General features: G+C 72.0%; 23 protein-coding genes. 12 read left to right on the top strand and 11 right to left on the bottom strand.

Going from position 1 to position 20,247, the window contains the following annotated elements; genetic code table 11:
- Window positions 1-88: 88 nt before the first annotated feature.
- Both F1D61_RS31420 and acnA read right to left on the bottom strand, forming a co-directional pair.
- Complete coding sequence (locus tag F1D61_RS31420; protein WP_048437003.1) at window positions 89-394, bottom strand: hypothetical protein; 306 nt, start codon at window positions 392-394, stop codon at window positions 89-91.
- A gap of 142 nt (window positions 395-536) precedes the next feature.
- Window positions 537-3,236 (bottom strand): aconitate hydratase AcnA, encoded by a 2,700-nt coding sequence (gene acnA / locus F1D61_RS31415; RefSeq protein WP_203155816.1) that lies wholly within the window; start codon window positions 3,234-3,236, stop codon window positions 537-539.
- Window positions 3,237-3,631: 395 nt separating this feature from the next.
- Between acnA and ccmA the strand changes: the two genes are divergently transcribed.
- The 3 genes from ccmA to ccmB are packed head-to-tail and all read left to right on the top strand — an operon-like array spanning window position 3,632 to window position 5,507.
- Window positions 3,632-4,279, top strand: a complete 648-nt coding sequence (gene ccmA / locus F1D61_RS31410) for a heme ABC exporter ATP-binding protein CcmA (RefSeq protein WP_203155815.1) — start codon at window positions 3,632-3,634, stop codon at window positions 4,277-4,279.
- Window positions 4,279-4,839 carry a heme exporter protein CcmB gene (locus tag F1D61_RS34615; RefSeq protein WP_246775633.1) on the top strand — a complete coding sequence of 187 codons (561 nt, stop codon included), beginning with the start codon at window positions 4,279-4,281 and terminating at the stop codon, window positions 4,837-4,839. Before ccmA ends, F1D61_RS34615 begins: the two co-directional genes overlap by 1 nt.
- On the top strand, window positions 4,839-5,507 hold the full coding sequence (gene ccmB, locus F1D61_RS31400; protein ID WP_203155814.1) for a heme exporter protein CcmB: 669 nt from the start codon (window positions 4,839-4,841) through the stop codon (window positions 5,505-5,507). The genes F1D61_RS34615 and ccmB overlap by 1 nt, the downstream gene beginning before the upstream one ends.
- A gap of 3 nt (window positions 5,508-5,510) precedes the next feature.
- Here the strand turns inward: ccmB and F1D61_RS35510 are convergent, their stop codons facing one another.
- The 4 genes from F1D61_RS35510 to F1D61_RS31380 are packed head-to-tail and all read right to left on the bottom strand — an operon-like array spanning window position 5,511 to window position 6,684.
- Window positions 5,511-5,831, bottom strand: a complete 321-nt coding sequence (locus F1D61_RS35510; RefSeq protein ID WP_203155813.1) for a BrnA antitoxin family protein — start codon at window positions 5,829-5,831, stop codon at window positions 5,511-5,513.
- Window positions 5,818-6,084 (bottom strand): BrnT family toxin, encoded by a 267-nt coding sequence (locus F1D61_RS31390; protein ID WP_348649407.1) that lies wholly within the window; start codon window positions 6,082-6,084, stop codon window positions 5,818-5,820. The genes F1D61_RS35510 and F1D61_RS31390 overlap by 14 nt, the downstream gene beginning before the upstream one ends.
- 26 nt (window positions 6,085-6,110) lie before the next feature.
- Window positions 6,111-6,464, bottom strand: a complete 354-nt coding sequence (locus F1D61_RS31385) for a GNAT family N-acetyltransferase (RefSeq protein WP_203155811.1) — start codon at window positions 6,462-6,464, stop codon at window positions 6,111-6,113.
- A 46-nt stretch (window positions 6,465-6,510) separates the two neighbouring features.
- Window positions 6,511-6,684: a DUF1328 domain-containing protein gene (locus F1D61_RS31380; RefSeq protein WP_093564380.1), complete on the bottom strand. Its 174-nt coding sequence runs from the start codon at window positions 6,682-6,684 to the stop codon at window positions 6,511-6,513.
- A gap of 149 nt (window positions 6,685-6,833) precedes the next feature.
- On the opposite strand from F1D61_RS31380, the gene F1D61_RS31375 reads away from it, so the two are divergent.
- Genes F1D61_RS31375 through F1D61_RS31365 form a run of 3 tightly spaced genes read left to right on the top strand, consistent with a single transcriptional unit; the run spans window position 6,834 to window position 8,385 of the window.
- Entirely contained in the window at window positions 6,834-7,601 is a 768-nt protein-coding gene (locus F1D61_RS31375; protein ID WP_203159370.1) for a heme ABC transporter permease, read from the top strand.
- A 2-nt stretch (window positions 7,602-7,603) separates the two neighbouring features.
- Window positions 7,604-7,774, top strand: a complete 171-nt coding sequence (gene ccmD / locus F1D61_RS31370; RefSeq protein ID WP_203155810.1) for a heme exporter protein CcmD — start codon at window positions 7,604-7,606, stop codon at window positions 7,772-7,774.
- Entirely contained in the window at window positions 7,771-8,385 is a 615-nt protein-coding gene (locus tag F1D61_RS31365) for a DsbE family thiol:disulfide interchange protein (RefSeq protein ID WP_432443189.1), read from the top strand. Before ccmD ends, F1D61_RS31365 begins: the two co-directional genes overlap by 4 nt.
- 294 nt (window positions 8,386-8,679) lie before the next feature.
- Here F1D61_RS31365 and F1D61_RS31360 read toward each other — a convergent pair whose 3' ends face one another.
- Window positions 8,680-9,459, bottom strand: a complete 780-nt coding sequence (locus tag F1D61_RS31360) for a GyrI-like domain-containing protein (protein ID WP_203155809.1) — start codon at window positions 9,457-9,459, stop codon at window positions 8,680-8,682.
- Between the two features lie 193 nt (window positions 9,460-9,652).
- Between F1D61_RS31360 and dapF the strand changes: the two genes are divergently transcribed.
- The 3 genes from dapF to F1D61_RS31345 all read left to right on the top strand — a co-directional run bounded on the left by dapF (window position 9,653) and on the right by F1D61_RS31345 (window position 12,905).
- Window positions 9,653-10,537 carry a diaminopimelate epimerase gene (dapF, locus tag F1D61_RS31355; RefSeq protein WP_203155808.1) on the top strand — a complete coding sequence of 295 codons (885 nt, stop codon included), beginning with the start codon at window positions 9,653-9,655 and terminating at the stop codon, window positions 10,535-10,537.
- On the top strand, window positions 10,537-11,769 hold the full coding sequence (gene mtaB, locus F1D61_RS31350) for a tRNA (N(6)-L-threonylcarbamoyladenosine(37)-C(2))-methylthiotransferase MtaB (protein WP_203155807.1): 1,233 nt from the start codon (window positions 10,537-10,539) through the stop codon (window positions 11,767-11,769). Before dapF ends, mtaB begins: the two co-directional genes overlap by 1 nt.
- A gap of 185 nt (window positions 11,770-11,954) precedes the next feature.
- Entirely contained in the window at window positions 11,955-12,905 is a 951-nt protein-coding gene (locus tag F1D61_RS31345) for a diguanylate cyclase (protein WP_246775631.1), read from the top strand.
- Here F1D61_RS31345 and F1D61_RS31340 read toward each other — a convergent pair.
- A complete protein-coding gene (locus tag F1D61_RS31340) occupies window positions 12,902-13,594 on the bottom strand; it encodes an RluA family pseudouridine synthase (RefSeq protein WP_203155806.1) in 693 nt (230 codons plus the stop codon). The two genes, F1D61_RS31345 and F1D61_RS31340, sit on opposite strands and share 4 nt — an antisense overlap.
- A gap of 83 nt (window positions 13,595-13,677) precedes the next feature.
- On the opposite strand from F1D61_RS31340, the gene ftsY reads away from it, so the two are divergent.
- Entirely contained in the window at window positions 13,678-15,084 is a 1,407-nt protein-coding gene (gene ftsY, locus F1D61_RS31335) for a signal recognition particle-docking protein FtsY (RefSeq protein WP_203155805.1), read from the top strand.
- 23 nt (window positions 15,085-15,107) lie between these two features.
- On the opposite strand, the gene F1D61_RS31330 is transcribed toward ftsY, so the two are convergent.
- Together F1D61_RS31330 and F1D61_RS31325 are read right to left on the bottom strand one after the other, a co-directional pair.
- A complete protein-coding gene (locus tag F1D61_RS31330) occupies window positions 15,108-15,956 on the bottom strand; it encodes a collagen-like protein (protein WP_203155804.1) in 849 nt (282 codons plus the stop codon).
- Window positions 15,957-16,089: 133 nt separating this feature from the next.
- Window positions 16,090-17,298: a citrate/2-methylcitrate synthase gene (locus tag F1D61_RS31325; protein ID WP_432443188.1), complete on the bottom strand. Its 1,209-nt coding sequence runs from the start codon at window positions 17,296-17,298 to the stop codon at window positions 16,090-16,092.
- A gap of 30 nt (window positions 17,299-17,328) precedes the next feature.
- Between F1D61_RS31325 and F1D61_RS31320 the strand changes: the two genes are divergently transcribed.
- Together F1D61_RS31320 and F1D61_RS31315 are read left to right on the top strand one after the other, a co-directional pair.
- On the top strand, window positions 17,329-18,708 hold the full coding sequence (locus F1D61_RS31320; RefSeq protein ID WP_246775629.1) for a CoA transferase: 1,380 nt from the start codon (window positions 17,329-17,331) through the stop codon (window positions 18,706-18,708).
- Window positions 18,705-18,875, top strand: coding sequence for a hypothetical protein (locus F1D61_RS31315; protein ID WP_203155803.1), 171 nt, complete (start codon window positions 18,705-18,707; stop codon window positions 18,873-18,875). Before F1D61_RS31320 ends, F1D61_RS31315 begins: the two co-directional genes overlap by 4 nt.
- A gap of 257 nt (window positions 18,876-19,132) precedes the next feature.
- On the opposite strand, the gene F1D61_RS31310 is transcribed toward F1D61_RS31315, so the two are convergent.
- Complete coding sequence (locus F1D61_RS31310) at window positions 19,133-20,116, bottom strand: LacI family DNA-binding transcriptional regulator (RefSeq protein WP_203155802.1); 984 nt, start codon at window positions 20,114-20,116, stop codon at window positions 19,133-19,135.
- Window positions 20,117-20,247: the final 131 nt, after the last annotated feature.

The following is a 20,247-nucleotide window of genomic DNA, read 5'->3' as shown; positions in this document are numbered from 1 at the left end:
GGGCGCGCCTCCCCTCTCCCGTGTGGGAGAGGGGATCCCGCGCTGGATTTCGAAGGGGTTTTTCCTCGACCGCGATCGAGGCGCGGCTCTACTCCTCCTCCGCCTCTTCCGGCTCCAGCGTCGCCTTGACGGTGTCGAGCACCCGCCGGGCGAGGTCGGAATCCGGGTCTTCGCGGGTGAGCGCGTCCTCCAGCATGGCGAGGAAGCCGCCGAGCTGGTGGCGGTAATGGTCGGAATCGACGCCGCGCAGGATGCCGGCGACGAAGCGCACCGCCATCTGCAGCGCCACCTGCTTGGCGGCGACGTCGGACTGCGCCTCGGAGAGCCGGGCGATCATCTCGCCGTGGCGGGCCGAGAGCGTGGTCAGGCCGTTGATCTTGTCGTCCGGGCTCATCGCGGCTTTCCCCAGAACAGGACGGGGGCCTTCCCGCCGGAAAGGCCCCCGTTTTGATGGCGGTCCCGGAGAGCCTGTCACGGGCTCCCCGGTTTCCGAAAGCTCTCCCTTCCGGTGTCATCCGAGGGGAGAGGCCCGATCCTTACGCCGCGAGCTGGCGCAGGACGTAAGGCAGGATGCCGCCGTTGCGGAAGTACTCGAGCTCGTCGAGCGTATCGATGCGGCAGGTCAGCGGGACTTCCTTCACCGAGCCGTCGGCCGAGGTGATCTTGGCGGTGAGCGTCTGGCGCGGCTTCAGCTCGCCGGCCAGGCCCTCGATCGTCACGGTCTCGTCGCCCTTCAGGCCGAGCGAGGCCCAGGAGGTGTCGCCCTGGAACACCAGCGGCACCACGCCCATGCCGACGAGGTTCGAGCGGTGGATGCGCTCGAAGCTCTCGGCGATCACCGCACGGACGCCGAGCAGCTTGGTGCCCTTCGCCGCCCAGTCGCGCGACGAGCCGGTGCCGTATTCCTTGCCGGCGAACACCACCAGCGGGGTGCCCTCCTGCTCGTAGCGCATCGCGGCGTCGTAGATGAACATCCGCTCGCCCGACGGCTGGTAGAGGGTGTAGCCGCCCTCGACCACGCTGCCGGACTCGTCGCGCACCATCTGGTTCTTGATGCGGATGTTGGCGAAGGTGCCCCGCATCATGACTTCGTGGTTGCCGCGGCGGGTGCCGTACTGGTTGAAGTCCTGCACCCGGACCTGGTGCTCCTGCAGGTAATGGCCCGCCGGAGACGCCGCCCGGATGTTGCCGGCCGGGGAGATGTGGTCGGTGGTGATCGAGTCGAGGAACAGGCCGAGGATGCGGGCATTGACCACGTCCTCCACCGGCTTGGGGGCCTTCTCCATCCCGACGAAGTAGGGCGGGTTCTGGACGTAGGTCGAGCCGCCGTTCCACGCGAAGGTCTCGGCCTCGGTGACCTCGACGTCCTTCCAGTTCTGGTCACCGCCGAACACGTCGGCGTAGCGCGACTTGAACAGGGTCGAGGTGATGTTGGCCTCGATGAACTCCTGCACCTCGGCGGTCGAGGGCCAGATGTCCTTCAGGTAGACCGGCTTGCCGTCCGAGCCGGTGCCGAGGGGCTCGGTGGTGATGTCGACCTGCATCGAGCCGGCGAGCGCGTAGGCGACGACGAGCGGCGGCGAGGCGAGGTAGTTCGCCCGCACGTCGGGGTTCACCCGGCCCTCGAAGTTGCGGTTGCCCGAGAGCACCGCGGCGGCCACCACGTCGTTGTCGTTAATCGACTTCGAGATCGCCGCCGGCAGCGGGCCGGAATTGCCGATGCAGGTGGTGCAGCCGAAGCCGACGAGGTTGAAGCCGAGGGCGTCGAGGCTCGATTGCAGGCCGGCCTTCTCCAGGTACTCGGCGACCACCTGCGAACCGGGGGCGAGCGAGGTCTTCACCCAGGGCTTCGAGCGCAGGCCCTTAGCCACCGCATTGCGGGCGAGCAGGCCGGCACCGATCATCACGCTCGGGTTCGAGGTGTTGGTGCAGGAGGTGATCGCCGCGATCACCACGTCGCCGTGGCCGATGTCGAAGTTGGCGCCTTCCACCGGATAGCGCTTGGCGATGTCGGCGGCCTTCTTGAACTCGGTCTCCATCGACTGGGCGAAACCGGGCTTCGCGCCGTCGAGCAGCACCCGGTCCTGGGGACGCTTCGGGCCGGCGAGCGAGGGCTTCACGTCGCCCATGTCGAGGGCGAGCGTGTCGGTGAAGACCGGGTCCGGGGTGGTCGCGTCGCGCCACATGCCTTGCGCCTTGGCATAGGCCTCGACGAGGGCGATGCGGTCGTCGGCGCGGCCGGTGACCTTCAGGAAGTCGATGGTCTTCTGGTCGACGGGGAAGAAGCCGCAGGTCGCGCCGTATTCGGGCGCCATGTTGGAGATCGTGGCGCGGTCGGCGACCGACATGTCATCGAGGCCGGGACCGTAGAACTCCACGAACTTGCCGACCACGCCCTTCTTGCGCAGCATCTGGGTGACGGTGAGCACGAGGTCGGTGGCGGTGGTGCCCTCGGGCAGCTTGCCCGACAGCTTGAAGCCGACGACCTCGGGGATCAGCATCGACAGCGGCTGGCCGAGCATCGCGGCCTCGGCCTCGATGCCGCCGACGCCCCAGCCGAGGACGGCGAGGCCGTTGACCATCGTGGTGTGCGAATCGGTGCCGACGAGCGAATCCGGATAGGCGACCTCGTGGCCCTCGAAGGGCTTGGTCCACACGGTCTGCGACAGGTACTCGAGGTTGACCTGGTGGCAGATGCCGGTGCCCGGGGGCACGACCGAGAAGTTGTCGAAGGCCGACTGGCCCCACTTCAGGAAGGTGTAGCGCTCGCCGTTGCGCTCGTATTCGAGCGCGACGTTGTCGGCCAGGGCCTTCGGGGTGCCGAACTCGTCGACGATGACCGAGTGGTCGATGACGAGATCGACCGGCACCAGCGGGTTGATCTTCTGCGGGTCGCCGCCGAGCGCCACCATGGCGTCGCGCATCGCCGCGAGATCGACCACCGCCGGCACGCCGGTGAAGTCCTGCATCAGCACGCGGGAGGGACGGAAGGCGATCTCGACCTCGGTCTTGCCGCGGTTCTCGAGCCAGCCGACCACGGCCTCGATGTCGGCCTTCTTGACCGAGCGGTCGTCCTCGTAGCGCAGCAGGTTCTCGAGCAGCACCTTCATCGAGAAGGGCAGACGGCTCGCATCCGGCAGGCCGTTCTTCTCGGCCTGGGGGATCGCGTAGATCGTATAGGTCTTGGCGCCGGCCTCGATGGTCTGGCGGGCCTTGAAGCTGTCGATGGATGCCACGGCGTGGTCCTCGCGAGGGGTTGTCGAACACGGCACAGGCAGGGCCTGCGCCACTCAGAAGTGTTCGGCCGGATGCGCTGCGGGGTCGGTCCTGCTTGACGCAAGGAACGCGCCCGTCTGCCGCCCGCCCTCGCCTTGTCGGCCGAGAATCGAACGGTGCGCGCGCCGCCCCGGGGGTGCCCGGACTGGGATGCGCGAAGGACGGTTTGGACGCCTCTGAAGGTCGCGCGGCGCAGCCGGGGATGCGTATAGAACACTTCGAAACTGGCCGCTACGGGTCTGTCGGCCGCGCAATCGGTCATTCTCGCCGGGGCAGGCCATTCTCGCGGAGGCAGCCTTGGCGTAAACGCGGACCGCCCTCCCCGCTTCACCCCCCTCGCTGGAGCCCCCCGCCCTTGCGCCTGATCGCCGAGGATCTCGCCTGCCGTCGCTCCGGCCGCCGCATCTTTTCCGGGCTCTCCTTCACCCTGGGGGCCGGCGAGGCGCTGACCGTCACCGGCCGCAACGGCGCCGGCAAATCGTCGCTGCTCGCCATCCTCGCCGGGCGGCTGCGGCCCGAGGCCGGACGGCTCGTCGCCGAGGAGGCCGGGGAGCGCACGATTCCCGAATGCCTCCACGTCGTCGGCCACCGCGACGGGCTGAAGGGCGCGCTCACCGCCGAGGAGAACCTCGCCTTCGCCCGCGACCTTCTGGGCGATGCCGACCTCGAGCCCCGCGCGGCGCTCGCCCGGCTGGGCCTCGCCCACGCCGCGGGGCTGCCGGTGGCCTATCTCTCGGCCGGCCAGCGCCGGCGGGTGGCGCTCGCCCGGCTCCTCGTCTGCCGCCGGCCGCTCTGGCTCCTCGACGAGCCCACCGCCGCCCTCGACGTGGCCTCGCAAGCCGCGCTCGCCGGGCTGATGCGCGAGCACCTGGCGCGAGGCGGCCTCGTCATCGCCGCAACCCACCAGGCCCTCGGCCTGGACAAGGCCCGGGAGCTGTCCGTGGAAACCTTCCGCACCGGGCGCGCCGACCTCGCCGCCGATCCCTTCGCCGAGGTGATGTGATGGGTCGCGCCTTCCTGGCGGTGGTCGCCCGCGACCTGCGGCTCGCCGGCCGCATCGGCGGCTCGGGGGCCCTGTCCCTGGTGTTCTTCCTGATGATCGTCGCCCTGGTGCCGTTCGGCCTCGGGCCCGACCTCAACCTGCTCGCCCGGATCGGCCCCGGCATCCTGTGGATCGCCGCGGTGCTCGCCACGCTCATCGGGCTCGACCGGTTGTTCCAGGCCGACGAGGAGGACGGCTCGCTCGATCTCCTCACCGGCGCCCCCGCCCCGCTGGAAGTGCTGGTGCTTGCCAAGGTCACGGCGCACTGGCTCACCACCGGCCTGCCGCTGGCGCTGGCGACCCCGCTCTTCGGGCTCCTCGACGAGCCCACCGCCGCCCTCGACGTGGCCTCGCAAGCCGCGCTCGCCGGGCTGATGCGCGAGCACCTGGCGCGAGGCGGCCTCGTCATCGCCGCAACCCACCAGGCCCTCGGCCTGGACAAGGCCCGGGAGCTGTCCGTGGAAACCTTCCGCACCGGGCGCGCCGACCTCGCCGCCGATCCCTTCGCCGAGGTGATGTGATGGGTCGCGCCTTCCTGGCGGTGGTCGCCCGCGACCTGCGGCTCGCCGGCCGCATCGGCGGCTCGGGGGCCCTGTCCCTGGTGTTCTTCCTGATGATCGTCGCCCTGGTGCCGTTCGGCCTCGGGCCCGACCTCAACCTGCTCGCCCGGATCGGCCCCGGCATCCTGTGGATCGCCGCGGTGCTCGCCACGCTCATCGGGCTCGACCGGTTGTTCCAGGCCGACGAGGAGGACGGCTCGCTCGATCTCCTCACCGGCGCCCCCGCCCCGCTGGAAGTGCTGGTGCTTGCCAAGGTCACGGCGCACTGGCTCACCACCGGCCTGCCGCTGGCGCTGGCGACCCCGCTCTTCGGGCTCCTCGTCGCGCTCAGCCCCACCGGCATGGCGGCGACCAGCCTGACGCTGCTGGTCGGCACCCCGGCACTCACCTTCATCGGTGCGGTGGGGGCGGCGCTCACCGCCTCGATCCGCCGCGGCGGCCTGATCCTCGCCGTGGTGGTGCTGCCCCTGATGGTCCCGACCCTGATCTTCGGCGTCTCGGCGGCGGATGCGGCGCTGGCCGGAACCGTGCCGTTCGCGACGCCGCTGGCGATCCTGGGGGCGTTGAGCCTCGTCGCCGGGGTGGTCGGGACGCTGGCGGCGGCGGCGGCGCTGCGGTGGGGGGAGTAGGGCTCAGGCGGCCTTCAGCTTCCGCGCGGCCTCGGCCAGAGCATCGTGCATGCGCGTCTGCCAGCCGGGACCCGTCGCCTTGAAGGTTTCCAGAACGTCAGGGTCGATCCGCAGCGAGATCGGTATACGCTTGGCGTCCGCCTTCGGCCGTCCGGCGCGGCTCGTGAACGCGGCGGCCATCTCGGGGGGCATGTTCCCGGTTCCCGGACGCGCGCGAGCCAACTCCTCATCCGTCAGTGATGGGTTGTCGGATACCTCATCCCAATCCTCCTGAGAGTACAAAGGGTTCGGGACGTATCCGGGCGCATGTTTAGTGGATGTCATAGAGGGCCCTCTCGCTCTTGTTGGCGGGACGGACGCTGACGATGTCGATCGCCTCCGATCCAAGTGGGGACACGATCGCGACGACAACGACGTCATCGTACCAAGAGCCGATCAGCTTGAACCGGACTCGACCGGTCTTGCTCGGTTCGGCATCGAGGGTGAGGAACCGCTCGAAGCTGAATGCCTCCTCGAAAGCCGCCAAGTCGAAGCCATGCTTCTTCAGGTTCGCCTGCCGTTTCGGCTCACCCCACATGAACCTCATGCCTCAAGGCCCAATATTTATGTATATACGAAAATAGCAGAATTGCAATGAGCTGCAAACTCGCCTGGCAGACGAGCCTCGGCCGTAAGGGACGATTGCAGGGTCAGGACCGCGATGCCCGCGACCTCGGCCGCCCGCTCGATCTCCCCCATCAACGCCCGGCCGATGCCGCGCCCCTGCGCGTCGGGCGCGACGAAGACCTGCCGCGTCGCGATCTGCGCTGCGATCCCCTCCGGTACGAAGCTCCGTGCGACCCGCGCGACGGTCTCCTGACCGTGATCGCGCGCATTGCTCTCGTCCAATGCCGAGAGGACGACGCGGCTGATCTCCGTCGCATCGTCCCTCACGCCCAAGCGTATCGTGCAGGCCATCGCCGCCCTCCCCCGGCGCCGCGCACCGGGGGAGGGCCACTCGCCGTTAGAACACCGCCTGCCCCATCAGCACGGCTGCGATCACGATCACCACCGCGATCACCAGGAACAGGCCGAACAGCAGCCGCGCGATGCCGCGGGCGCCCGACGCCACGTTGGTGAAGCCGAGCGCACCGGCCACCAGCGAGATCACGAAGAAGATGATCGCCCATTTCAACATGGCGGGAACACTCCGATCGCCGCAAAAAAATCGCAGGGGTAACCGTCACCGCCACGCTTCGTTCCGCGGTCTCCACATCCCTCCGCCACGGCCCTCTGCGCCGTTCGTCCGCATTGCTCAACGAGGCGCCCGCGCGCTACACCCGCGCCATGGCGATGGGTCTCCTCACCCGGCTGGCGCAGCCCGGCCACTTCATGCGCTGGTCCGGGGCTCTCCTGCCCTGGGTTGCCGGCCTCGCGATCGTGCTGCTGGCCGTCGGCCAGTACCTGACCTGGTTCGTGGCCCCGCCCGACTACCAGCAGGGCGAGACGGTGCGGATCATGTACATCCACGTGCCGGCGGCCTGGATGGCGGTGTTCTTCTACGGCGCCATGGCGGTCTCGGCGCTCGGCACCCTGATCTGGCGCCATCCCTTGGCCGACGTGGCGCAGCGCGCCGCCGCCCCCATCGGCGCCGCCTTCACGCTGATCTGCCTCGTCACCGGCTCGCTCTGGGGCAAGCCGATGTGGGGCACCTACTGGGTCTGGGACGCGCGCCTGACCTCGATGCTGGTGCTGTTCCTGATCTATTGCGGGCTGCTCGCCCTGTGGCGCACCATCGAGGACCCGAACCGGGCCGCCCGGGCGGTGGCGATCCTGACGCTGGTCGGCGCCATCAACCTGCCGATCATCAAGTTCTCGGTGAACTGGTGGTCGACCCTGCACCAGCCGGCCTCGATCCTGCGGATGGGCGGGCCGACCATCTACGCGAGCATGCTCTATCCCCTCCTGGTGATGATCGCCGCCGCCTCGGTGCTGGGCATCGCGCTCCATCTCCAGGCGATGCGCACCGAGATCCTGCGCCGTCGCGTGCGCACCCTGACCATCCTCGAGGCCGAGCGGCTCGACGCCGCCCTCCTCGCCCCGCAGGCCGCCTGAGCATGGACCTCGGACCGCACGCCGCCTTCATCCTCGGCGCCTACGGCTTCACCGCCCTGGTGGTCGTCGGCCTCGTCGCCCACGCGATCCTCGACCGGCGGGCGCAGGAACGGGCGCTCGCCCGTCTGGCGCAGGAACCGCAGGGGCACGACGCACGGCGGAGCCGCCGGTGAGCGACGCCCCCGTGCAGCCGATCCCGGAACCCGTCGGAGACGAGGCCGAGGAGACGCCGCGGCGCTCCCGGCTGCTGTTCCTGCTGCCGCTGCTGGCCTTCGCCGCGCTCGCCGGCATCTTCCTCGGCAAGCTGCTGACCACCGGCTACGACCCCTCTGCCGTACCCTCGGCGCTGATCGGCCGGCCGGTGCCCGACTTCACCCTGCCGCCGGTTCCCGGCCTGACCCGGGACGGCGCCGCCGTGCCGGGCCTGACCGCCGCCGACCTCAAGGGCAAGGTGACGGTGCTGAACGTCTGGTCGTCGTGGTGCGCGCCCTGCCAGATCGAGCACCCGATGCTCGTGCGCCTCGCCCGCGACGGGGTGAACCTCGTCGGTATCGATTACAAGGACCAGCCCGAGAACGGCCGCCGCTACCTCGGGCGCCACGGCAACCCGTTCCGGGCCGTCGGCGCCGACGAGACCGGCCGGGTCGGCATCGATCTCGGGGTCTACGGCGTGCCGGAGACCTTCGTGATCGGGCCCGACGGGCGGATCCGCGAGAAGCTGGTCGGGATTCTCACGCCGGAGAACTACGACGCGTTCCTGGCGCGGGTCAGGGCGATGAAGTAGGGGGCGCTCGCGCCCCCCTGCCGGACCAGGCCTGGCCGAAGCCGGGACGCTGCGGCTCCTTCAGATTTTTTACCCGATCCGGCTCACATCCGCCGAAACCCTCCGCGCCATTCCGGGGCCCCGACGGCGGAGCCCGAAATCCGGACACTCAGGTCGTTCAGGAACGAGCGGTCGGCGTTCCATCCTCGTCTCCTCCATCCGCGGCTCTGAAGTCCGGGCTCCGCTACGCGGCCCCGGATTGACGCGGAGGGTGTGAAGACCGTCGGGATGATCACGCGGCCCCTCGCAAGCTCCTCACTTCGGCAATGCGTAGATGTTGACCTCGAGCGCCTCGTCGGACGGGCTGTTGAGGGCGGTCAGGTATTCTTCCACGAACGCGTCCTGGACCAGGATGCCCTTGGCATCGAGATAGGCCGTCACCGTCTCGTAGGTCTGGTCGATGCCCTCGTAGGGGCCCTTGTGGGTGAAGCGCAGGGCCTTGCCGCTCGGGGTCGAGCCGAAGCGCAGGTCGTCGGGCAGGCCGGCGGGGCGCGGGTTCGGGGCGGCCTCGACCGGCACCATCACCTCGTACTGGAAGCCGTCGTCGTCGGTGCGGGTGAAGACCGAGATCGGCTTGCCGGTCGCCTTGACGCCGGCTCCTGCCAGCGCCGCCTCGATCTTGGCGATCGCGTCCTTGAGGTTCGGGACCGCCTGGTCCCATTTCGCGGTGCCGGACAGGATCGCCGCGGGCTTGGCCGGCAGCGTCACCTCGTCCACGTCTGACGGGTCGCCCGGATTGGCGACGAGGGGCACCCGCCCCGCCGTCGGCGGCACCGGGGTCGAGGGCGGCAGGGCCTTGTCGGGGGCGGGCGGGGTCGGCGCCTGGTTGGTCCCCGGGCCGGGGCCCGGCGCCGTGGTAGTCGGCAGCGGCGTCGATTGCGCCGGCGACGGCGTCGAGGCCGGCGGCGCCGCGGGCGAGGGAGCCGGAGCCGGGCTCTGGGACGGAACTTGGGCCGGTTGCTGGGCCAGCACCGAAGCCCCGCAGGCCAGGGTGGCCACGAGGCCGATCGCGATCGTCGGGAGACGGGTCTTCATCACGGGCGCAGCTTTCCGCTTCGGGCGTGGGCCGGCATCGCCGGACCAATCGAACGCGTCAAGCGCAAAGCCGTTGCGGGTCGATCGCGGATGCGTGAGGAGGCCTCCTCCCGTCGGCTCGCCTGCGCGCCGGTTCTGGTCCATACACCCTCAGCCCCCCATCTGAGCGCTGCCGTTTCGGAGAGTCCCGCCCGTGTCCCCCCTCGCCCATCGCCGTTTCCTGAAGATGAACGGGCTCGGCAACGAGATCGTGGTGCTGGACCTGCGCGGGACCGACCTGCGGGTCCAGCCGGCGGAGGCCCGCGCCATCGCGGCCGATCCGGCCTCGCGCTTCGACCAGATGATGGTGCTGCACGATCCCGTGACCCCGGGCACCGACGCCCATGTCCGGATCTACAACACCGACGGCTCGGAGGCCGGCGCCTGCGGCAACGGCACCCGCTGCGTCGCCTGGGCGATGCTGGACGATCCGGTGATGGCCCGTCCGACGCTGGGCCAGAACCTCGTTCTCGAGACCCGGCCCGGGCTCCTCGAGGTCGTTCGCGTCTCGCCCGTCGATTTCACCGTCGACATGGGCGCGCCGCGCCTGGGATGGGACGAGATCCCGCTGGCCGAGCCGTTCCCGGATACCCGGCGCATCGAGTTGCAGATCGGGCCGATCGACGATCCGGTGCTGCATTCGCCGGGTGCCGTCAGCATGGGCAACCCGCACGCCGTGTTCTTCGTCGAGCGCGACCCGGACACCTACGATCTCGCCCGGATCGGCCCGCTGCTCGAATGCCACCCGATCTTTCCGGACCGGGCCAATATCTCGCTGGCGCAGGTGCTCGACCGCGGCCACATCCGCCTGCGGGTCTGGGAGCGCGGCGCCGGGCTGACCCGGGCCTGCGGCACCGCCGCCTGCGCGTCGCTGGTGGCGGCGGCGCGCCTGCGCCTGACCGATCGCGAGGCGACCGTGACCCTGCCGGGCGGCGATCTTCGCATCGCCTGGGGCGAGGACGACCACGTCCGCATGACCGGACCGACCGAACTGGAGCACGAGGGCACCTTCGCCCCGGCCTTGTTCGGGGCGGCCTGATGTCCGTCGAGGTCCTGAGCTTCGGCTGCCGCCTCAACGCCGCCGAATCGGAGACGATGCGCCGGCAGGCGGAGGCTGCGGGCCGCACCGACCTCCTCCTCGTCAATACCTGCGCGGTGACCGCGGAGGCCGGGCGCCAGGCCCGCAAGGCGATCCGTGCCGCGGCCCGGGCGAATCCGGCGGCGCGGGTGGTGGTGACCGGCTGCGGCGCCCAGGTCGAGACCGAGGCCTATGCCGCGATGCCGGAGGTGGCCGAGATCCTCGGCAACCGCCGCAAGCTGGATGCAGGGATCTGGGCCGATCCCGCGCCCGAGCGGGTGCGGATCGACGACGTGATGGCGCCGGGAGCCGATCCCCTCCCCGACGCGGTGCCGATGCGGGCCCGCACCCGCGCCTTCCTGCCGGTGCAGAACGGCTGCGACCACCGCTGCACCTTCTGCGTCATCCCGTTCGGCCGCGGCAATTCGCGCTCGGTGCCGGTGGCGAGCGCCGTGGCGCAGGTCCGCACCCTGGTGGCGGCCGGCACCCGCGAGGTGGTGCTCACCGGCGTCGACCTCACGGCCTATGGCCGCGATCTCGGCGGCGCCACCCTCGGCACCCTGGTGCGGGCGATCCTGCGCGGCGTGCCGGACCTCGACCGCCTGCGCCTGTCCTCGATCGATTCCGTCGAGGCCGATCCGGAACTGGTGGCGGCCTTCGCCGAGGAGGCGCGGCTGATGCCGCATCTCCACCTCTCGCTCCAGGCCGGCGACGACCTGATCCTCAAGCGCATGAAGCGCCGCCACGGCCGGGACGACGCGATCCGGTTCTGCGCCGAGATCCGGCGGTTGCGCCCCGACGCGGTGTTCGGCGCCGACCTGATCGCCGGCTTCCCGACCGAGACCGAGGCGCAGTTCACCCGCTCCCTCGACCTCGTCGAGGAATGCGGGCTTACCCAGCTCCACGTCTTCCCCTACTCGCCGCGTCCCGGCACGCCGGCCGCGCGGATGCCGCAGGTCGCGCCCTCCGAGATCCGCGAGCGCGCCGCCCGCCTGCGCGAGGCCGGGGCCGCCGCCTTCACGCGCCGCCTCGACCGCGAGGTCGGCGAGACCCGTCGGGTGCTCGCCGAGCGCGGCGGCATCGGGCGGACGGAAGGGTTTTTGCCGGTGCGGCTGCCGGTGGGGGTGGAGGCGGGCGCGCTGGTCGACCTGCTCGTCGCCGGGCATGACGGGCGGGTGCTCCACGCGGCCTGATCCCGGACCAGGGAACGGTGAGCCCTGCCCGAGACTTGTCCCTAGGGAAACTTATCCCAAGGGAAAACCGCATCCTCGCCGATCGCCTCCCGCCCGTCCCTTGGCGCCGTCACGCCGCGGCCATACGGAAGGATATCGACGACGTTCCGACTTCCCTGCCCCGGCCCATCGACGACTTGCCTGGCATGATTCCGCTCCGGACCACGCGCGACGACCGCCTCCTCGACGACGAGGACTGGTCCATGCTGATGCGGTATTCCCTCGACACGATCGCCGACATGATCATCTGGCTCGATCGCGACGCCCGGTACGTCTACGTCAACCGGGCGGCGACCAACCTGCTCGGCTATTCGGCGGACGAGTTCCGGCGCAAGCGGGTCTGGGACGTCGATCCGCATTTCGACGAAGCGCGCTGGCGCGCGCATTGGCGCGATCTGGAGGCGATGGGTTCGGTCAAGCTGGAGACCGTCAACACGTCGCGATCGGGGGAGCCGATTCCGATCGAGGTGACGGCGAACCTGGTCAGGTTCAAGGGCAAGGCCTTCAACTGCTCGATCGTGCGCGACATCTCTGCGCAGAAGCGGGCCGAGGCCGATCTGCGGTCCCTGAACGAGCGGATCTACGCGCTCAGCATCACCGATGCGCTGACCGGGCTCGCCAACCGGCGGCACCTCGATGCCGCGCTGGCGGAGGCGATCCGGCACCATGCCGGTACGGGCGAGCCGCTGTCGCTGATCCTGCTCGACGTCGATGCCTTCAAGGCCTTCAACGACCGTTACGGCCATATCGAGGGCGATGCCTGCCTGGCGCGGGTCGCATCGGCGCTGAGCGGGGCGTTGCACCGGAACGGCGACCTCGCGGCGCGCTACGGCGGCGAGGAATTCGCCTGCCTGCTCCCGAACACCCCGGAAAGCGAGGCCCTGGCGCTCGCCGAGAGGCTCCTTGCCACGATCGCGGATCTGGCGATCCCGCATGCCGCCTCGCCGGTGGCCGGGATGGTGACGGCGAGCTTCGGCGTCCTCACCGCCGCCTGCACGGCGGAGACCACGCCTCAGGCGCTGATCCGGGCGGTGGATCGATGCCTCTACCGGGCAAAGCGCGAGGGACGTAACCGCGTCGTCGGCACCGGCCGCTAAAGCGGGGCGAGGCCGCAGGCCGCGAGCCCCTCCCGCATGTGCCCCGGCGCCGGCGCCTCGACGGTGATCGTCGGCTTCTTCGGGTAGAGCGGCAGGCCGAGCGTCCGGGCATGGAGATGCAGGCCCGGCCCGCCGTGGCGCGGGGCGGTGCCGTAGATCGGATCGCCCAGGATCGGCCAGCCCATCGCGGCGCAATGCACCCGGAGCTGGTGGGTGCGCCCGGTCACCGGGTTCAGCGCCAGCCAGGTCCGGCCGGAGGCGGGATCGCGCCCCATCACCCGCCAGCGGGTGAGCGAGGGATCGCCCGCGGGGTCGGTCTTCATCCACCAGCTGCGCGGATCGTCGGAGCGGCGCATCAGCGGGAGATCGATCTCGCCGGTCTCCTCGGCGGGCCCGCCCTCGACGAGCGCCCAGTAGGTCTTCTCGGCGCGGCCCTGCGCGAACAGGGCGTTCAGCCGGGCCAGCGCCTTGGCGTGGCGGCCCAGCGCCAGGCAGCCGGAGGTGTCGCGGTCGAGGCGGTGGGCGGCCTCCGGCCGGCGCGGCAGGCCGAAGCGCAGGGCGTCGAGGTGCCGGGTCAGCGTCTCGCCGCCCTTCGGCCCCGGATGCACCGGCAATCCCGCCGGCTTGTCGATGACGAGCACGAGGGCATCGCGGTAGAGGAGCCGCGAGAGTATGTCGTCAACGATCATGAGCCTGTCGCAGTGGCGGCGGATGCGGGCGAAGTCCGGGGCAGACCGCCCTAGATCGTCGGCAGGGTCTGGAGCAAGTGCGGATGAGTGAGACGAAGCAGCCGGGCTGGCTCGGCCGACTGTTCGGCCGGAAGGCCGAGACGCCGACCGAGAAGCCGAGCGAGGCCCCCGCCGAAGCTCCCGTCGAGAGCGCCGCGCCCGATCCCGCCGAGGCGATGCCGACGGAGCCGACCGGCACCCTGTCGGAGGGCGTGCCCGACTTCGCCACCGCCGCCGACGACGTCCTGCCGGCCCCGCCCACGGTGACGGAAGCCTCGCCGGAGACCGAGCCGGAGCACGACCTGCCCGACGAGCTCGCCGGCGCCGACCTGGAGCCGGTCGAGGGGGTGACCCCAGAGGGCGAGGTGCCGGCGGCGCCCGGGCCCGAGCCTGTGGCCCCGGAGCCCGTCGTCTCCGAGCCGGTCCCTGCGGCCTCCGTCCCGGAGGAGCCCGTCGCGGAGGCCCCGGCGGAGGAAGCCCCGCTCGTCATCTACCAGCCCCCGCCCCAGGCCCCGGCGGGCGAGGAGAAGCGCGGCTGGTGGAGCCGGCTGACCGGCGGCCTCAAGCGCACCTCCTCGGCCCTGTCCGACCGGGTGACCGGGCTGTTCACCAAGCGCAAGCTCGACGCCGACACCCTGGAGGAGCTGGAGGACGCGCTGATCCAGGCCGATTTCGGCCTCGACACCGCGGCCCGCATCGCCGAGGCCGTCGGCAAGGGCCGCTACGAGAAGGGCATCGCCCCCGACGAGGTCCGGGCGATCCTGGCCTCCGAGGTCGAGCGCGCTCTCGATCCGGTGGCCCAGCCCCTCGTCATCGACACCACCAAGAAGCCGTTCGTGATCCTGATGATCGGCGTCAACGGCGCCGGCAAGACCACGACGATCGGCAAGCTGACGCAAAAATTCCGGGCGCAGGGCCACAGCGTGATGCTGGCCGCCGGCGACACCTTCCGGGCCGCGGCGATCGAGCAGCTGCGGGTCTGGGGCGAGCGCACCGGCGCCCCGGTGGTGGCCCGCCCGCAAGGATCGGACGCCGCCGGCCTCGCCTTCGACGCGCTCCAGGCCGCCCGCGACGCCGGCACCGACATCCTGATGATCGACACCGCCGGCCGGCTCCAGAACAAGGCCGGGCTGATGGCCGAGCTGGAGAAGGTGATCCGGGTGATCCGCAAGCTCGACGCGGAGGCGCCCCACGCCGTGCTCCTCGTCCTCGACGCGACGGTCGGCCAGAACGCGCTCAGCCAGGTCGAGATCTTCCAGAAGGCGGCCGGCGTCACCGGGCTGGTGATGACCAAGCTCGACGGGACGGCGCGGGGCGGCATCCTGGTGGCGCTCGCCGCCAAGTTCGGCCTGCCGGTCCACTTCATCGGCGTCGGCGAGGGCGTGGACGATCTCGAACCCTTCGCCGCCCGGGACTTCGCCCGGGCGATCGCCGGGCTCGACAAGAACTGAGGAGCACCGGGGAGCGGGCGGCGTCAGTACACGTCGCCCTCCGCCGGAGCGGCGGGCGCCGGCCGGCTCGCCGCCGGCGCCTGGGGCGCAGGGGATCTCGCGGCGGCGGCCGGGGTACGGGCGGCCGGCCCGGCCGGGCCCCGTGGACCGGGTGGCCCCGCCGGGCCCACGGGCCCGCGCGGACCGGTCTTGCCCGGCGCGCCGGCCTCCCCCCGCGCGCCGGACGGTCCGGGCGCCCCCGGCAGGCCGGCTTCGCCGCGAGGCCCCGCCTCGCCCTGGGGACCGGCCTCGCCGCGCGGACCGGGTTCGCCCGGCGCGCCGGCGTCTCCTCGCGCGCCCGATGCTCCGGGCGCACCCGCAAGCCCGGCTTCCCCTCGCAATCCTGCTTCGCCGCGCGCCCCGGCAGGACCGGGTGGACCGGCTTCGCCGCGAGGGCCGGTTTCACCTCGCGGTCCCGTCTCCCCGCGAGGGCCCGGGGGACCGGGCGGCCCGGTCACGGTCCTGATCTCGGCATGACCCGCCGGGCCTGCGGCGCCCGCCGGGCCCTCGCGGCCCGCGGGACCCTGCTGGCCGCACTCGCCCACCACCGCGCCGCGCTCCTGGGCGCCGGCGCGCAGGGTCACGATGCAGGTCGCCGGATGGTAGACGAGGCGGAACTCGAACTTGCCGCGGGAATCGGCCCGGGCGGTGAAGCGGCCGTCGAGGCCGATCTCGGTCTCCGGCGCGTCGACGGTGCCGAGCACCCAGAGTTCGCCCGCGGTGATCCGCGCCGCCAGGATCTGGATCTCGGCCCGGGCCGGCGCCGCGACCAGCCAGGCGGCGAGGGCCGCGCCCGATCGCCAGACGAGACGTCCGGTTCCGCCGCGTCCCATCGCCCGCCCCCGCCTGCTCGATCCCGCCGCACAAGTGTTTTTCCGGGCGACCGAAAGTCAAGCACCGCCGAATCGTCAGCACAGGCACGATGGTCGATGTTGTTCGCCGATGGTGGAGCTTGACCGTGCCTCGTCACGGTTCGGGCCCGACATAGACCGCCCGCGGCCGGATCAGCCCGCCGGCCTGGCGCTGCTCCAGGGCTTGCGCGATCCAGCCGACCGAGCGGCCGAGGGCGAAGAGCCCGAACGCGCTGCCCCGCGGCAGGCCGTGGTGACGGCGCAGGGCCACGAGGGCGAGGTCGAGGGAGGGCCTCGCCCCGGTCAGCTCCTCGCCCGCCGCCACGATCGCCCGCAGGCGCGGATCCTCGGCGAGCAGCGGCGCCAGCAGGGCGGCGGCCCGCGGATCACCGGCGGGATAGAGCGGGTGGCCGAAGCCCGGCAGGGGCTCGCGCCCGGCGAGCTGGCGGCGCAAGGCCGCGGCCGGATCGACCCCGTCGAGACCGTCCCACAGGGTCTCCACCCGGGCGGTCATGCCGCCGTGGCGGCTGCCGCTCAGCGCCGCGAGCCCGCCGATCACCGCCGCCCGCAGGCTCGCCCCCGCCGAGGCGATGCAGCGGGCGGTGAAGCCCGAGGCGTTCAGCTCGTGATCGGCGCACAGGACCAGGGCGCGGCGGATCGCCTCCGCGCCCGCCGGATCGAGCCCCCAGGCCTCGGCGCAGTGCCGGTGGAGCGGCGCAGTGCTTGCCGCGCGGCCGGTGACGCAGGCGCCGAGCGCGCGCACGAGGGCGCCGCTCCCCGCGGCCAACCGGGCCGGGTCCTGCTGCCAGGACGCCGTCGGCTCGTCCCCTATTGCCGTCGGCTCGTCCTCCGTCGCCGCCGCGAAGGCCCCGATGAGATCGCCGCCGCGCGGTTCCACGGCCGCCGCCGCCAGTCCGAAGGCGGCGGCGAGCGGCATGGCCCAGAGCGTCGCCGCCACCTCCTCCAGGGTCGCGGTCTCGGCGAGGGCGACGGCATCGCTGCCGCGGTAATACAGGGTCCCGTCGCGGATCAGCGTGACGGCGGTGTCCAGGACCGGCAGTCCCCAATCGAGGGCGGCCCGGGCGACCTCCCGCGGGCGCCTTCCGCGATGCCGGGCCTCGGCGAGCCGGGCGACCGCCTCGGCCGCGTAGGCCCGCACCCGCGGATCGGCGGTCGGATACGCCTCGATCAGCCCGCGGCTGACATAGGCGTAGAGGGTCTGGCGGCTCACCCCGAGACGGGCAGCGGCCTCGGCGGCGGTGATCCGAGGTTGATTCGGGTAATCAAGATTGACGATTGGGCCCGCTCGGCGCGCTCCTGTCACCGGGAGCCTTCGTGAACACGGAAGCAGGCGATGACATCCGAGACGGGCAATCCGGTCTTCGTGGCCATGCTGGACGCGATCCGGCGCACCCTCGGCGCCGGACCCACGCCGCCGGTGAGCGTGACCGGGGCCGGCGCCCTCCCGTCGATCTTCCCGGTCAGCGACCTCGCGGCGGCCTCGGTCGCGGCGGCTGGGTTGGCGCTGGCCGACCTCGTCGAGACCCGCTTCGGTCGGCGCCCGGACGTGAGCGTCGACCGGCGCCTCGCGGCGTTCTGGTTCGCCCGCTCCCTCCATCCGCAAGGGTGGGAGGTGCCGCCGCTCTGGGATCCGGTGGCCGGCGATTATCGGGCGGCCGACGGCTGGATCCGGCTCCACACCAACGCGCCGCATCACCGCGACGCCGCCCTGGCGGTGCTCGGCACCCCACCGGAGCGGGAGGCGGTGGCGGCGGCAGTCCGGCAATGGAGCGCGGACGATCTCGAAGGCGCGGTGGTCGCGGCCGGCGGCTGCGCCGCCGCGATGCGCTCGGCCGAGGCCTGGGGCATCCACCCGCAAGGAGCGGCGGTGGCTCACGAGCCCCTGGTCGCGTGGGAGGCGGGCGAGACAGGGCCGGACGGTCTCGCGGCGGCGCGAGCGGACAGGCCCCTGGCGGGATTGCGGGTCCTCGACCTCACGCGCGTGCTGGCCGGCCCCGTCGCGACCCGCTTCCTCGCCGGGTTCGGCGCGACGGTGTTGCGCCTCGACCCGCCGGCCTGGGACGAGCCCGGCGTGCTGCCGGACACGACGCTGGGCAAGGCCTGCGCCCGGCTCGACCTGAAGACGCCGGGCGGGCGGGCGCGGTTCGAGGAACTGCTGGCGTCGGCCGATGTGCTGGTCCACGGTTACCGGCCGGACGCGCTCACCCGGCTCGGGCTCGACGCGGCCACCCGCGCCCGCCTGCGGCCGGGCCTGGTCGATGTCGCTCTCGACGCCTATGGCTGGACCGGCCCGTGGCGGGAACGGCGCGGCTTCGACAGCCTGGTCCAGATGAGTTGCGGCATCGCCGCGGCCGGGATGGTCCGCGCCGGCGCCGACAAGCCGGTGCCGCTGCCGGTCCAGGCCCTCGACCACGCCACCGGCCATCTGATGGCCGCCGCCGTGCTGCACGGCCTGAGCCGGCGCCTGACGACCGGGCGGGGCGCGACGGCGCGTCTGTCCCTCGCCCGCACGGCCCTGCTCCTCACGGCCGCGCCGTCTCCCCTCCCCGAGGACGCGCCCGCCGCCCCGAGCCGGGGGGACTTTTCCGAGGCGCCGGAGCGCACCGGCTGGGGCCCCGCCTTGCGCCTGCACCCTCCCCTCACTCTCGCCGGCGTGCCGATGCGGTGGGACCGGCCTGCCGGCCCGCTCGGTGCCGATGCACCTGTCTGGTGAGGAACGGGGCCAGCCGGCGTAAGCTGGCCGGGCTCATCCGCACCAGCCCCGCTCCGACCCGGCCGCCTTCCACCCATCAGGAGAGCCGCGACCACCACACGCACAACCACCCGGGGCAGGACGGTCACGAGCCGCAGCGCCACAGCCCGGCGGAGGAGAAGTCGTGAAAGCTTGTTCGGGTTGACGGACTGAATTCAAACCCTCGGTGTCATCCCGGGGCCGCGCAGCGGAACCCGGGATCCATGACCGCTGGCGATGCAGGATGAAGCGGACTGACTTCCGCTTTTTCCATCGACCTCAGCGGTTATGGATCCCGGGTTCCCGGCTGCGCCGGGCCCCAGGATGACGTGGAGGGGTCTCGGCGTCTGTTGCAGATCGATCGGTGTACCTGCTCGGACAGGCTCCGAGTGGCTTCAGCCTACGGTCACCGCCGCCCCGTCGACCCCCGAGCGATGAGCCGCCCGCTCAGCACCACCTTGCGCACCGGCTGCCCCGGATTCTTCAACCGGTCGAACAGCAGCCCCATCGCCTGGGCGCCGATCTCGGCGACCGGCTGCTCGATCACCGTCAGGCCGGGCTCGACCAGCTCGGTCCAGGGCTCGTTGTCGAAGCCCGCCAGCGCGAGCCCGTCGGGCCAGGCCACGCCCGCCGCGCGAGCCGCCCGCACCGCCCCCATCAGGATCAGGCCGTTCGAGACGACCAGCGCCTCGGGCCGCGACGGCTCGGCGAGCCAGCGCGCCACCTCCCCTTGCGCCGGCTCGGCGTCGGGCGGCACATTGCGCATCTGCGGCTCCAGCCCGTGCCGGCGCATCGCCGCGAGATAGCCGTCGCGGCGCTCCTCGGCGGTCGAGCTCGTCGAGCCGAACAGCCCGGCGATGCGGGAATAGCCCTGTTCCACCAGGTGATCGACCAGGGCGGCGCCGGCCGCGACGTTGTCGAGCACCACGCCGTCATGGCCGCCGGGCGGCCCGGTACGGTCGATCAGCACCAGGGGGAACGGAAAATCCTCCGGCCGCAGCCGCTCGGCCGTGCGGCGGGTCGGCGCGAAGACGACGCCGGTGACCCGCTCCTCCTGCATCAGCCGCAGGTACAGGGCCTCGCGCTCGGCGTCCTCGCCGGTGTTGCACAGGATCAGCCGCATCCCAGCCTGGTAGGCCGCATCCTCGACCGCCCGGCTGACCGCGGTGAAGAACGGGTTCCGGATGTCGGCGACGATGAGCCCGATGGTCTGGGCCGATTGCGAGCGCAGGCGGCGGGCGGACAGGTTCGGCCGGTAGCCGGTCGCCCGGACCGCCGCCTCGACCTGCTCGCGCAGGGCGTCGCTGACCGGGCCTTTTCCCAAGGCCCGCGACACGGTCGCGGTGGATACGCCCGCGGCGCGGGCGACGTCACGGATGCCGACGGTCATCGCCTCGAAAACGTTTTCAGGATCGGTACCACCGTTGTGGCAGGCGTGGCCGCTCCGTGCAAGTCCTGACACTCATCCCCCCACTCTCCCTCGACGAAGAAGATTGACAGAGGTTGTGAAAACGTTTTCAT

Origin of the sequence: Methylobacterium aquaticum, assembly GCF_016804325.1 — a bacterium.
In the GTDB taxonomy this organism is placed as follows: Bacteria; Pseudomonadota; Alphaproteobacteria; order Rhizobiales; family Beijerinckiaceae; genus Methylobacterium; species Methylobacterium aquaticum_C.
This window is presented reverse-complemented; position numbering and strand designations above follow the sequence as displayed.